The sequence below is a fragment of the Streptomyces sp. NBC_01803 genome (assembly GCF_035917415.1).
GTDB lineage: Bacteria > Actinomycetota > Actinomycetes > Streptomycetales > Streptomycetaceae > Streptomyces.
The window spans coordinates 2,924,675-2,937,082 of the sequence record NZ_CP109073.1 but is presented as its reverse complement, the minus strand read 5'-3'; the positions used below and the strand labels follow the sequence as shown (position 1 = coordinate 2,937,082).

14 protein-coding genes and 2 tRNA genes are annotated in these 12,408 nt (G+C 71.1%); 7 read left to right on the top strand and 9 right to left on the bottom strand.

Annotation, left to right across the window (positions count from 1 at the left end):
• The first annotated feature begins 6 nt into the window (after window positions 1-6).
• The gene (locus OIE51_RS13040; RefSeq protein WP_326597817.1) at window positions 7-648 is read left to right on the top strand and encodes a pentapeptide repeat-containing protein; all 642 of its coding nucleotides are present in this window, start codon (window positions 7-9) and stop codon (window positions 646-648) included.
• A gap of 90 nt (window positions 649-738) precedes the next feature.
• Here the strand turns inward: OIE51_RS13040 and OIE51_RS13035 are convergent.
• From OIE51_RS13035 to OIE51_RS13025, 3 genes are all read right to left on the bottom strand, one after another.
• Window positions 739-811 (bottom strand) — tRNA-Gly (locus OIE51_RS13035).
• Window positions 812-897: 86 nt separating this feature from the next.
• Window positions 898-972: transfer RNA gene (locus tag OIE51_RS13030), tRNA-Gly, on the bottom strand.
• Window positions 973-1,059: 87 nt separating this feature from the next.
• The gene (locus tag OIE51_RS13025; protein ID WP_326597816.1) at window positions 1,060-1,389 is read right to left on the bottom strand and encodes a histone-like nucleoid-structuring protein Lsr2; all 330 of its coding nucleotides are present in this window, start codon (window positions 1,387-1,389) and stop codon (window positions 1,060-1,062) included.
• Window positions 1,390-1,733: 344 nt separating this feature from the next.
• Between OIE51_RS13025 and purS the strand changes: the two genes are divergently transcribed.
• Genes purS through purL form a run of 3 tightly spaced genes read left to right on the top strand, consistent with a single transcriptional unit; the run spans window position 1,734 to window position 4,947 of the window.
• On the top strand, window positions 1,734-1,997 hold the full coding sequence (gene purS / locus OIE51_RS13020; RefSeq protein ID WP_326597815.1) for a phosphoribosylformylglycinamidine synthase subunit PurS: 264 nt from the start codon (window positions 1,734-1,736) through the stop codon (window positions 1,995-1,997).
• Window positions 1,994-2,680, top strand: coding sequence for a phosphoribosylformylglycinamidine synthase subunit PurQ (gene purQ / locus OIE51_RS13015; RefSeq protein ID WP_326597814.1), 687 nt, complete (start codon window positions 1,994-1,996; stop codon window positions 2,678-2,680). Before purS ends, purQ begins: the two co-directional genes overlap by 4 nt.
• Window positions 2,680-4,947 (top strand): phosphoribosylformylglycinamidine synthase subunit PurL, encoded by a 2,268-nt coding sequence (gene purL / locus OIE51_RS13010; protein ID WP_326597813.1) that lies wholly within the window; start codon window positions 2,680-2,682, stop codon window positions 4,945-4,947. The genes purQ and purL overlap by 1 nt, the downstream gene beginning before the upstream one ends.
• 59 nt (window positions 4,948-5,006) lie before the next feature.
• Here the strand turns inward: purL and OIE51_RS13005 are convergent, their stop codons facing one another.
• The 4 genes from OIE51_RS13005 to OIE51_RS12990 form a co-directional block, all read right to left on the bottom strand.
• A complete protein-coding gene (locus OIE51_RS13005; protein ID WP_326597812.1) occupies window positions 5,007-5,516 on the bottom strand; it encodes a hypothetical protein in 510 nt (169 codons plus the stop codon).
• Window position 5,517: 1 nt separating this feature from the next.
• Window positions 5,518-5,847, bottom strand: a complete 330-nt coding sequence (locus tag OIE51_RS13000; RefSeq protein ID WP_326597811.1) for a DUF2795 domain-containing protein — start codon at window positions 5,845-5,847, stop codon at window positions 5,518-5,520.
• A 22-nt stretch (window positions 5,848-5,869) separates the two neighbouring features.
• On the bottom strand, window positions 5,870-6,322 hold the full coding sequence (locus OIE51_RS12995; RefSeq protein WP_326597810.1) for a YbhB/YbcL family Raf kinase inhibitor-like protein: 453 nt from the start codon (window positions 6,320-6,322) through the stop codon (window positions 5,870-5,872).
• A 68-nt stretch (window positions 6,323-6,390) separates the two neighbouring features.
• Window positions 6,391-6,900 (bottom strand): PH domain-containing protein, encoded by a 510-nt coding sequence (locus OIE51_RS12990; protein WP_326597809.1) that lies wholly within the window; start codon window positions 6,898-6,900, stop codon window positions 6,391-6,393.
• Window positions 6,901-7,003: 103 nt separating this feature from the next.
• Here OIE51_RS12990 and OIE51_RS12985 point away from each other — a divergent pair, with 103 nt between their 5' ends.
• From OIE51_RS12985 to purM, 3 genes are all read left to right on the top strand, one after another.
• Window positions 7,004-7,810 (top strand): maleylpyruvate isomerase family mycothiol-dependent enzyme, encoded by an 807-nt coding sequence (locus OIE51_RS12985; protein WP_326597808.1) that lies wholly within the window; start codon window positions 7,004-7,006, stop codon window positions 7,808-7,810.
• A 78-nt stretch (window positions 7,811-7,888) separates the two neighbouring features.
• Window positions 7,889-9,442, top strand: coding sequence for an amidophosphoribosyltransferase (purF, locus tag OIE51_RS12980; RefSeq protein ID WP_326597807.1), 1,554 nt, complete (start codon window positions 7,889-7,891; stop codon window positions 9,440-9,442).
• A gap of 37 nt (window positions 9,443-9,479) precedes the next feature.
• Window positions 9,480-10,556, top strand: a complete 1,077-nt coding sequence (gene purM, locus OIE51_RS12975; RefSeq protein WP_326597806.1) for a phosphoribosylformylglycinamidine cyclo-ligase — start codon at window positions 9,480-9,482, stop codon at window positions 10,554-10,556.
• A gap of 179 nt (window positions 10,557-10,735) precedes the next feature.
• Here purM and OIE51_RS12970 read toward each other — a convergent pair whose 3' ends face one another.
• Entirely contained in the window at window positions 10,736-10,999 is a 264-nt protein-coding gene (locus OIE51_RS12970) for a DUF3073 domain-containing protein (RefSeq protein WP_326597805.1), read from the bottom strand.
• A 261-nt stretch (window positions 11,000-11,260) separates the two neighbouring features.
• Window positions 11,261-12,385: a Leu/Phe/Val dehydrogenase gene (locus tag OIE51_RS12965; RefSeq protein WP_326597804.1), complete on the bottom strand. Its 1,125-nt coding sequence runs from the start codon at window positions 12,383-12,385 to the stop codon at window positions 11,261-11,263.
• Window positions 12,386-12,408 lie beyond the last annotated feature (23 nt).

Here is a 12,408-nt window from a genome sequence, read left to right as displayed (position 1 = left end):
TCTCCCATGACCCCGGACCGCCCCCGCGCCAACATCGACCCGGTCTCCCACGAGCCGCTCATCCCCGATCCCGAGCTCGTGATCCGCGACCAGGACTGGTACGGCCACGACCTCTCCGGCCGCCGCTACGCGCACCACTCCTTCATCGACACCGACTGGACCGAGGTCACCGACGAGGGCGCGGTCTTCGAGCACTGCGCCTTCTCCGGCGTCCGCTTCAACGCCTCCCGCCACACCGCCGCGGCGTTCACCAACTGCACCTTCAAGCGCTGCGTCTTCTTCGACACCCACTTCACCGACTGCAAGCTGGTCGGCAGCCTCTTCCAGCAGTGCGCGTTCACCCTCTTCCGCGTCTCCCGGGGCGACTGGTCCTTCGTCGGCCTGCCCGGCGCCGACCTGCGCGAGGCGGTCTTCGACGGCGTGCGCATGCGCGAGGCGGACCTCACGGCCGCCCGCCTGGAGAAGGCCACGGTCACCGGCACGGACCTGTCCGGGGCGATGCTGCACAGCTCCAAGCTCACCGGTGCCGACCTGCGCGGCAGCGACCTGTCCAGCCTCGACCCGCTGACCGTCGAGTTGGCCGGCGCGAAGATCGGGCTGGACCAGGCGGTCGTCATCGCCACCGCCCTCGGCCTCGACGTCACGTAGCCGTGAACGCGGCCGAAGCGCGGCCGAAGCGCGAAGCGCGAACCGCACACGCCGAAGGGCCCGGTCCACAGGACCGGGCCCTTCGCACGGAGCGGACGACGAGATTCGAACTCGCGACCCTCACCTTGGCAAGGTGATGCTCTACCAACTGAGCCACGTCCGCATACGCGCCACCCGAAACCGGATGAGGCGATATCCACTCTACCCGATCCCCAAGTGTCCTCGGGACCTCAGGGACGAGCCAGTGGATGGAGCGGGTGACAGGAATCGCACACTGCGCCTCCCTCTTGGAAAGAGGGTGTTCTGCTACTGAACTACACCCGCGCGGCTCCCGGGACTTCGGCCTTTCGGCCCTGCCCCGCGGCGCGCTTCAGACTCTAGCCGATCACCGGGGGTTGATGGCAAGTCGGCTCAATGTGCGGGTGCGTGGGCCTCGTTGAAGGCGTCATAGACCTTCTTCGGGATGCGCCCGCGGGCCGGCACGCCCATGCCGTGCGAGCCCGCCCAGGCGCGGACGGTCCTGGGGTCGGGGGCCACCTCGGTGTGGTGGAAGGTCTTGCCGGACCGGGCGCGCTTGCGTCCGGCCTCCACGAAGGGGGCGAGAGCGGTCCGCAGTTTCTCCGCGTTGCGCGGACTGAGATCGATCTCGTATGTCTTTCCGTCGAGTCCGAAGGCAACCGTTTCCGATGCTTCACCGCCGTCGATGTCGTCGGCGAGGCTGACCACTACACGCTGTGCCACGGGTATCGGTCCTTCCTGGAGGCTCGCAACCGTGCGACGGCGCCGGGCACTGTCACCGGCGATTCGCCTGCCGCGATGCTGACGCTCCCACTAGTTCGCGACTATGGTTCTTTTATTCGTACGCGCTCAGGCAGGTTAATGCCAAGTGGAGAATTCCCCACCCGCGCGTCGTTCCCCCACTGCGGACCTTACTTTTTCTTGACGGTTTCTTGGAGGCGTTTTCTGCCCTCGATACCTTAACGTGACCGAATCCGGTCTTTCTACTCGCGTAGATTTCCGGGCCGGGTACGCTGAGGTCGTGCAGCGTCTCGCACAACACCACCGCACCACCACCGGGAGTACCAGTGGCTCGCGTCGTAGTCGACGTCATGCTCAAGCCGGAGATCCTCGACCCCCAGGGCCAGGCGGTGCAGCGCGCACTGCCCCGGCTCGGCTTTGACGGCGTCCGTGACGTCCGTCAGGGCAAACGGTTCGAGCTCGAGTTGGAGGGCCCGGTCGACGACGCCGTTCTCGACCGCGTCCGGGAGATGGCGAGGACCTTTCTCGCGAACACCGTGATCGAGGACTTCGATGTGCGGGTCGAGGTCATGGAGGGGGAGTCCCGGTGACTACTCGTGTGGGAGTCGTCACATTTCCCGGCTCGCTCGATGACCGCGACGCGCAACGCGCCGTAAAGCTCGCCGGAGCCGAACCCGTCGCGCTCTGGCATGGCGACAAATCGCTGCGACGAGTCGATGCCGTGATCTTGCCCGGCGGATTCTCCTATGGCGACTATCTCCGCTGCGGAGCCATCGCCCGTTTCTCTCCCGTGATGGAGACGATCATTGAAGAGGCACGGGCCGGGTTGCCCGTCCTTGGCATCTGCAATGGCTTCCAGGTCCTGTGTGAATCGCACCTTCTGCCGGGCGCGCTCTCCCGTAATGACCATCTGCACTTCATCTGTCGCGATCAGCGCCTGCGCGTCGAGAACGCCGACACCGCCTGGACGGGCGACTACGCGGTGGGCGACGAGATCACCATCCCGCTGAAGAACGGCGAGGGCGGCTACGTCGCGGACGAGCGCACCCTGGACGAGCTGGAGGCCGAAGGCCGCGTCGTCTTCCGCTACCTCGACGTCAACCCCAACGGCTCCCGCCGGGACATCGCCGGCATCACCAACGCCGCCGGGAACGTCGTCGGCCTCATGCCGCACCCCGAGCACGCCGTCGAGGCGCTGACCGGTCCGACGACCGACGGCCTCGGCTTCTTCACCTCCGTCACCACCTCGGTTCTCAGGAAGCTGGTCGCCTGATGTCCGATTCGTCCTCCGTCCTCGATACCGTCAAGCACGCCGCCGGCACCCCGCACTCCGCCCAGCCCTGGGCCGAGCTCGGCCTGAAGCCGGACGAGTACGAACGGGTCCGGGAGATCCTGGGCCGCCGCCCCACCGGAGCCGAGCTCGCCATGTACTCGGTGATGTGGTCCGAGCACTGCTCCTACAAGTCCAGCAAGGTCCACCTCGGCCAGTTCGGCGAGAAGGCCCCGGCCAGTGACGCGCTCCTCGTCGGCATCGGCGAGAACGCCGGCGTGGTCGATGTCGGCCAGGGCTACGCGGTGACGTTCAAGGTCGAGTCGCACAACCACCCCTCGTACATCGAGCCCTACCAGGGCGCGGCCACCGGCATCGGCGGCATCGTCCGCGACATCCTCGCCATGGGCGCCCGCCCGGTCGCCGTGATGGACCCGCTGCGCTTCGGCGCCGCCGACCACCCCGACACCCGCCGCGTCCTGCCCGGCGTGGTCGCCGGCATCGGCGGCTACGGGAACTGCCTGGGTCTGCCCAACATCGGCGGCGAGGTCGTCTTCGACGCCTGCTACCAGGGGAACCCGCTGGTCAACGCCCTGTGCGTGGGCGTCATGCGGCACGAGGACATCCACCTCGCCAAGGCGTCCGGCCCCGGGAACAAGGTCATCCTCTACGGCGCCCGCACCGGCGGCGACGGCATCGGCGGCGTTTCCGTCCTCGCCTCCGAGACCTTCGACGGGAGCGGCAAGCCCGCCAAGCGCCCGGCGGTCCAGGTCGGCGACCCCTTCCAGGAGAAGCTGCTCATCGAGTGCACCCTGGAGGTCTTCGCCGAGAAGCTGGTCGCCGGCATCCAGGACCTCGGCGGCGCGGGCCTGTCCTGCGCCACCTCCGAGCTGGCCTCGGCCGGCTCCGGCGGCATGCGCGTGGACCTCGACGCCGTCCCGCTGCGTGACTCCTCGCTCTCCCCCGAGGAGATCCTGATGAGCGAGTCGCAGGAGCGGATGTGCGCCATCGTGGAGCCGGACAAGGTGGACCGGTTCCTGGAGATCTGCGCCAAGTGGGACGTCCTCGCCACCGTGATCGGTGAGGTCACCGAGGGCGACCGGCTGGAGATCTTCTGGCACGGCGAGCAGATCGTGGACGTGCCGCCGCGCACCGTCGCTCACGAGGGTCCGGTCTACCACCGGCCCTACGCCCGGCCCGACTGGCAGGACGCCCTCCAGGCCGACGACCCGGCCCGGCTGCCGCGTCCGGCGGGCGGCGCCGAGTTGCGCGAGCAGGTGCTCCGGCTCGTCTCCTCGCCCAACCAGGCCGCCAAGACGTGGATCACCGCGCAGTACGACCGGTATGTACTGGGCAACACCGTGCTCGCACAGCCCGAGGACGGCGGCATGATCCGGGTGGACGAGGAGACGAACCTCGGCGTCGCCATCGCCACGGACGGCAACGGCCGGTACGCCAAGCTGGACCCGTACACCGGCGCCCAGCTCGCGCTGGCCGAGTCGTACCGCAACGTGGCCGCCACCGGCGCCCGCCCGCTCGCCGTCACCGACTGCCTGAACTTCGGCTCGCCCGAGGACCCGGCCGTCATGTGGCAGTTCGCCGAGACCACCCGGGGCCTGGCCGACGCCTGCCGGACGCTCGGCACCCCGGTCACCGGCGGAAACGTCTCTCTCTACAACCAGACGGGCGACACCGCCATCCACCCCACGCCCGTGGTCGGCGTGCTCGGCGTCATCGACGACGTCACGCGCCGCACCCCGATGGCGTTCGGGGAGGAGGGCCGGCTCATCTACCTGCTGGGTGACACGGCCGAGGAGTTCGGCGGCTCCGCGTGGTCGCAGGTGATCCACGACCACCTCGGCGGTCTGCCGCCGCGCGTCGACCTGGAACGGGAGCGGCTGCTGGCCGACATCCTGATCGCCGCCTCGCGCGACGGCATGATCGACGCCGCCCACGATCTGTCGGACGGCGGCCTGATCCAGGCGGTCGTGGAGTCCTGCCTGCGTGGCGGGAAGGGCGCCCGGCTCGTGGTGCCGGACGGCCTGGACGTGTTCACGTTCCTCTTCTCCGAGTCGGCCGGCCGCGCCGTGGTGGCCGTCCCGCGCGGCGAGGAGGTCCGTTTCACGGACATGTGCCGCGTCCGCGCCCTGCCGGCGGCCCGCGTCGGGGTGATCGACGGGGACGCCGTCATCGTGCAGGACGCTTTCACCATCGCTCTGGAAGAGCTGCGCGAAGCGCACGAGTGGGCGCTCCCGGAGCTCTTCGGCTGACCGCCCGCCCGATCAGCGCGCCCGCCCGATCAGCGGCGGCGGCTCACCGGGGCAACGGCTCACCGGCCCGGCTTGGTCTCGTAACGGGGACCGAGGTCGGGCTGGTCCGTCCGCTGGAGCTCGGTCGCGAGCCGGTGCACCGACACCAGGTCGTGCAGCAGCACCCGCGTCCGCTCCTCGGGCATCCCGGCCGTGCGGGCGATCTCCTGCGCGTACACGGCCTCGCCGCCGTGCCGCCGCTCCGCGTCGCCGAGGGCCTGGAAGACCTTCTCGTGCTCCGGGCCGTACTCGGGCCTGCCCCGGCCGGTGAACGTGCGCCCCACCGGGGGCTCGGGCCGGTCGGCCTCGCGGGCCGCCGCGACCTCCCGCTGCTCGCTGCGCTGCTTGCCGCGCTCCAGCGGCTCGGTCTTCTCGTCGTGCGTGAGCGAGGAGCGGTGCGAAACGTGGGTCCGCTGCTTCGACGCGCCGGTGGTCGTGCCCCGGCCGCTGGGCAGCTCGCCCACCCGCTCGGCCTCGCGCGCCCAGGCACGCCGCTGGTTCTCGTCGCCCTCGACCTTCTTGCGCACCATGTCACGCCCTCCTGTCGCGGTCGAGCTCTTCCTGAATCGGTGGCTTGGGCACGTCCCGCAGCTGCTCGGACTGCCCGTGCTTGCCGCCCTCGCGCGCCTGCTCGGCCCGCTGCGCCGGGCTGTGGCCCAGGTCGGAGTCGGCGGGCAGCCGCACGGAACGGGCCACCTCGGCCCGGTTCCCGTACTGCTCCGGCGGGATGCCGCGCAACGCCTTGACGGCGGGCTCGGAGGCGCCGGCCCGTTTCGCCTCCTGGATCAGCTCGTCCTTGCCGGCCGGGAAGTCGACGTTCTTCACGACGCGCAGGATCTCGCCGACGTCGGTGGAAGTCATGGGGATGTCCTCCTCATCGTCCTCATCGCTGATGTAGGCCCAGCAGCGTGCCGCTGGCCAGGGACCGGCCGTCCAGCCTCCGGTGCACCTCCGCCGCCGAGGCGCGCTCCGGGAGCTCGACGTGCTCGGGAAGCGCGTAGAGGCGGAAGAAGTAGCGGTGCGCGGGGTCGCCGACCGGGGGCCTGGGACCGTCCCAGCCCCGGCCGCCGAAGCCGTTGGTGTGGGGGATACCGCCCTGGGGCAGCTCGCCGCCGCGCACGCCCCCGCCGACCGGGTCGATACCGGTGACCAGCCAGTGCACGAAGGTGCCGGAGGGCGCGTCCGGGTCCTCGCAGAGCAGGACCAGCTCCTCGGTGCCGGGCGGGGGCCGCGACCAGTCCAGGGGTGGCGACAGGTTGCCGCCGTCCTTGGCGTAACGGTCGGGGATCGGTGCCTGATCGTTGAAAGCGCTACTGCGTAGGTTGATTCCAGCCATGTGGACGGAGTACCCACCGGGGCGGAGCCGATTCAGCTCCGGCGCGGCTCTCGGGCCAGGGGCCCCGGTCAGTGGCCGTGCTCGTCGCTCTCCAGCTCGTCGACGGCCTGGTAGATCCGGTTCTTCAGTGCCTCGGGCTCCGGCACCGCCCGCAGCGTCAGCAGCCCGTGCTCGGACGCCGACTGGACGCGCAGCGTGCCGTAGCCCATGATCCGCTGCCACAGGGTGGCCGTGAACGTCACGTCGTTCACCCGGCTCAGCGGGATGCTGGTGCCGGTCTTGGTCAGGAATCCCGAGCGCTTGTGCAGCCGCTTGGTGGTCAGGAAGTAGACCGTGGCCCGCCACTGGAGCAGTGGCACCAGCCACCGCCAGACCGCGACGACCAGCGCCGCCCCCAGCACCACCCACACGGCCGTCCCACCCCACGCCTCGTCGTCCGGCAGGGCCCGGATCAGGAGGGCGGCCGCGGCGACGGTCAGGCAGAGCTGGAGGAACTCGCCGACCATCGTGGTCCAGTGCTGCCGCGTCTCGTAGATCAGCTCTTCGTCCTCGGCCAGATGGTGGTCCGATATAGCCATGCGCGCATGGTGGCACAGCGCCCCGGGGCGGGTCGTCCGGACGATCCACTTGGTATGACCTTGTCACCTTCCGGGCGGGAAGGTTCGTCGTAAGCTCCCTCGTATGTCCGCAGTCCGAGGCAAACCCCGTGCCTACCATCCCGATCGGGTCCGCGACGCGCTGCTCGCCCAGGTCGAATTCGTACGGCTGGCCGCGCATGGGCTGACCCCCCAGCAGCGGGCGAAGCCGTCGGGGCTGCCGGGCTGGAATGTGTGTGCCCTGCTGGCCCACATCGCCGGCCAGATCGACGCCCTGCCCCGCCTCCTCGCCCAGCCCGCGCCGCCCGTCACCCGGCCGGAGACCGATCTCAACCGCTGGGCCGTCTCCACCGCCGTGATCGCGGACGACCTCGACAAGCGGACGCGGCAGGACGCCGAGGCCACGCCGGACCAGGTGGCCGCGATCGACGCCGCGGCGGAGGAGATGGAAGCCGTGCTGGAGACGGCCGTCCGGGACGACGTGCTGATCCCGCACCGCTTCGGCGCGATGCGCGCCCTGGACTTCACCGTCACCCGGATCGTGGAGCTGGTGGTGCACAGCGACGACCTGACGCGGGCCACCGCCGTCCCGGTCCGGCTCGACCGGCAGGCGCTCGCGATCACGGTCCGGGTGCTGGCCGACGCCCTGGCCGCCAAGGCGCCGGGTGCCTCGACCGAGGTGCGCGTCCCGCCGTTCGCCGCCGTCCAGTGCATGCCCGGCCCCCGGCACACCAGGGGAACGCCGCCGAACGTCGTGGAGACCGATCCCGTCACCTGGGTGCGGCTGGCCACCGGCCGGACCACCTGGAGCGCGGCCACCGCCGCCGGCCGGCTGCGGGCCGGCGGCGAGCGGGCCGCGGCCCTCGCGGCGGAGCTGCCCGTGCTCGGCTGACCGCACACCGTGGCTATGGGGCATCTCTCACCATCGCTGGTTCTCCGTGCCCCCCGGACCTGGCCTAGACTCGTGCACGTGCCACGTGGTGACGGTCTTCTCAGCCACGACCTCGACCCCGGCGAGAAGGGCCCGAGGGACGCGTGCGGCGTCTTCGGAGTCTGGGCTCCGGGCGAAGAGGTCGCCAAGCTCTCCTTCTTCGGACTCTACGCACTCCAACACCGGGGACAGGAGTCCGCGGGCATCGCTGTCAGCGACGGCTCCAAGATCCTGGTCTTCAAGGACATGGGCCTGGTGTCCCAGGTCTTCGACGAGACATCCCTCGGCGCTCTCCAGGGGCACATCGCCGTGGGCCATGCCCGCTATTCGACGACGGGCGCCTCCACCTGGGAGAACGCCCAGCCCACCTTCCGGGCCACCGGCCACGGCTCCATCGCCTTGGCCCACAACGGGAACCTGGTGAACACGGCCGAGCTCGCCGACTTCGTCGCCGCCTTGCCCGGCGGCCGGGGTCCGCGGCACCGTACCGCCGCCACCAACGACACCGACCTCGTCACCGCGCTGCTCGCCGGGCAGACGGACGAGAACGGCGCGCCGCTGACCGTCGAGGAGGCCGCGCCGAAGGTGCTGCCGCGCGTGCGCGGGGCCTTCAGCTTCGTCTTCATGGACGAGGACACGCTCTACGCCGCCCGCGACCCGCAGGGCATCCGCCCGCTGGTCCTCGGCCGACTGGAGCGCGGCTGGGTGGTCGCCTCCGAGACCGCCGCGCTCGACATCGTCGGCGCCTCCACGGTCCGCGAGATCGAGCCCGGCGAGATGATCGCGGTGGACGAGCGGGGACTGCGGTCCACACGGTTCGCGGAAGCGAAGCCGCGCGGCTGTGTCTTCGAGTATGTCTACCTGGCCCGGCCCGACACGGACATCGCCGGCCGCAACGTCTACCTCTCCCGCGCGGAGATGGGCCGCCGGCTCGCGGCCGAGGCGCCGGCCGACGCCGACCTGGTCATAGCGACCCCGGAGTCGGGCACCCCGGCCGCCATCGGATACGCGGAGGCCAGCGGCATCCCCTATGGCTCCGGCCTGGTGAAGAACGCCTACGTGGGCCGGACGTTCATCCAGCCCAGCCAGACCATCAGGCAGCTCGGCATCCGCCTCAAGCTGAACCCCCTGAAAGAGGTCATCCGCGGCAAGCGGCTGGTCGTCGTGGACGACTCGATCGTCCGGGGAAACACCCAGCGGGCCCTGGTCCGCATGCTGCGCGAGGCCGGCGCGGCCGAGGTGCACGTCCGGATCAGCTCGCCGCCGATCAAGTGGCCGTGCTTCTTCGGCATCGACTTCGCCACCCGCGCGGAGCTGATCGCCAACGGCCTGTCGGTCGAAGAGATCGGCACCTCGCTGGGCGCCGACTCGCTGGCCTACATCTCCCTGGACGCGATGGTCGAGGCCACCACGATCGCCAAGCCCAACCTGTGCCGGGCCTGCTTCGACGGCTCGTATCCGATGGAGCTGCCCGACCCGGCGGTGCTCGGCAAGGACGTGCTGGAGCAGCCGCGGGGCGGAGGCGAGCCCCGCGAGCCGCTGCCCCTGCTGTCCGGCCACCCCGGCGGCGCCGACGCGCTGCGCCGTCCGTAGAGCGCGCACGCGCGTTCACGAGCACGAGGAAGACCCGATGACCAAGAACGTGCCCGGAGCCAGCTACGCGGCGGCGGGCGTCGACATCGAGGCGGGCGACACCGCCGTCGAGCTGATGAAGGAGTGGGTCGGCAAGGCCCAGCGACCGGAGAGCGTGGGCGCCCTCGGCGGCTTCGCGGGCCTCTTCGACGCCTCGGCCCTGAAGGGGTACCGCCGCCCGCTGCTCGCCTCGGCCACCGACGGCGTCGGCACCAAGGTCGCGATCGCCCAGCGCATGGGCGTGCACGACACGATCGGCCACGACCTCGTCGCGATGGTCGTGGACGACCTGGTGGTCTGCGGGGCCGAGCCGCTGTTCATGACCGACTACATCTGCGTCGGCAAGGTTCACCCCGAGCGGGTCTCCGCGATCGTCAAGGGCATCGCGGAAGGCTGCGTGCTGGCGGGCTGTGCCCTGGTGGGCGGCGAGACCGCCGAGCACCCGGGACTGCTGGGCCCCGACGAGTACGACGTGGCGGGCGCCGGCACGGGCGTGGTCGAGGCGGACGAGCTGCTGGGCGCGGACCGCGTCCGGGCGGGCGACGCGGTGATCGCGATGGCCTCCTCCGGGCTTCACTCCAACGGGTACTCACTGGTCCGGCACGTCTTCTTCGACCGGGCCGGCTGGGCGCTGGACCGGGAGGTCCCGGAGCTGGGCGGGACGCTGGGCGAGGAGCTGCTGCGGCCCACCCGGATCTACTCCCTGGACTGCCTCGCGCTGGCCCGCGCGGTGGAGGTACACGCGTTCGCGCATGTGACGGGCGGCGGCCTGGCGGCCAACCTCGCCCGGGTGATCCCGGACGGCCTGCACGCGCGGATCGATCGCGCGACGTGGACCCCGCCGCCGGTCTTCGGCCTGGTCGGCGAGCTCGGCGGGGTGGCGCGCGAGGAGCTGGAGAAGACGCTGAACATGGGCGTCGGTATGGTCGCCGTGGTGCCCCGGCGGGCGGTCGACGCCACGCTGTCCACCTTGTCGGCCCGCGGGGTCCCCGCCTGGGTGGTGGGCGATATCACTCCGGCGGCCGACACCCTCGCCCCGGCGGCGGCCACCGTGACCGGAGACCACCCGCGCTGACGCGCGCGCCCGCCGGGCCGCACCGGTGATCCCGGCGCGGCCCGGTGGGCCGGGTCGGCGGGGCGGCCCGGCGGGCGCCTACGGGGCCCGTCCGGGCAGGTCAACGCACTGAACCCGGTCCGGCGGTCGCCGGACCGGGTCGGGTGCGACTGGTCGTCTCGCGCGCTCGGAGATGTGTATCAGGCACCACGCCGTTTCGAGGAAGCGTCGGGCGAGGACTCGTCCTCGTCGTCATCCTCCTCGTTGTACATCTCCGCGTACCGTGCGTACAGGTCGTCGTCCAGCTCATCGTCTTCCTCGAACCGCTCGCCGTTCGGCGGCGGCTCAGGTGTTGACGATGCACCCAGCTCTTCGGCCAGGCGAGAAAGGTCCGTCCCGCCGCTGTTGTACTTCAGCTGGCGGGCGACCTTAGTCTGCTTGGCCTTGGCCCGGCCGCGCCCCATTGGCTCGACCCCCTCAACGACGGGGCACGACGGCCCCGGAGTGTTGACATCCGTTCATGATCGAGAGCGAGCCCTCGATGAGAGCCCGATCCATCGGCCTTCAACCGTACCTGCTTATCCGGGCCTACGGTACGCCGTCCGCAGGACCGGGCCGCGCGCACGATGCCCGATGGACCTCTCTTTGCTGGTCAGCCGCGATTTTACCTTCTTTCGCGGCGCGACTCGCCCGCGGGGGGTGACATGTCTTACGTAAACGCGCGTTCAGCGGCCCCCCGCTTGGGCCATCCGGTGCTCGGCGATCCGGTCGGCGGCGACCGCCGGCGGCACGCCCTCGGTGTCGGCGCGCTCGAAGATCTCCAGCGTCGTGTCGTGGATCAGCGCGGCCTTTGCTTTCGCACGAGCGAAGTCGAAGCCGTGGAGCTCGTCGGCGACCTGGATCACGCCGCCCGAGTTCACCACGTAGTCCGGGGCGTAGAGGATGCCCCGGTCGGCGAGGTCCTTCTCGACGCCCGGGTGGTCGAGCTGGTTGTTGGCGGCGCCACAGACCACGCTCGCGGTCAGCAGCGGCACGGTGCGGTCGTTGAGTGCCCCGCCCAGCGCGCAGGGGGCGTAGAGGTCCAGCCCCTCGGTGGTGATCAGCTCCTCGATGCCGGCCGCGGCGGCGACGCCGGGGTGCACGGCCAGGACGCGGTCGACGGCCTCCCGGCTGACATCGGTGATCACCACCCGGGCGCCCGCCTCGATCAGGTGGTCGACCAGCAGGTGGCCGACCTTGCCGACGCCCGCCACCCCGACCGTCCGGCCGGCCAGGTCGGGTGAGCCCCAGCGGTGCGCGGCCGAGGCGCGCATGCCCTGGAAGACGCCGAAGGCGGTCAGCACGGAGGAGTCGCCCGCGCCGCCCTGCTCGGGCGAGCGGCCGGTGGTCCACCGGCACTCGCGGGCGACGACGTCCATATCCCGCACATACGTCCCGACGTCGCACGCGGTGACGTAGCGCCCGTCGAGCGCGGCCACGCAGCGCCCGTAGGCGAGCAGCAGCTCCTCGGTCTTGATCCGCTCGGGGTCCCCGATGATCACGGCCTTGCCGCCGCCGTGCGCGAGGCCGGCGAGGGCGTTCTTGTAGCTCATGCCCCGGGCGAGGTTGAGCGCGTCGCGCAGGGCCGCCTCCTCGGGCCTGGCGGCCCCGGCGTAGGCGTGGAATCGGGTGCCGCCGAGGGCCGGGCCCAGGGCGGTGGAGTGGATGGCGATCACTGCCTTCAGGCCCGTCGGCCGGTCCTGGAACAGCACGACCTGTTCGTGACCCCTCTGGTCCGAGTGGAACAGGGTGTCGAACAGGTCGGCCTCGGCAGGGCTGTCGACGCCGACAGCGGGACGTACGTCAGTCACGGTGGTGACTCCTGTATGTCGCG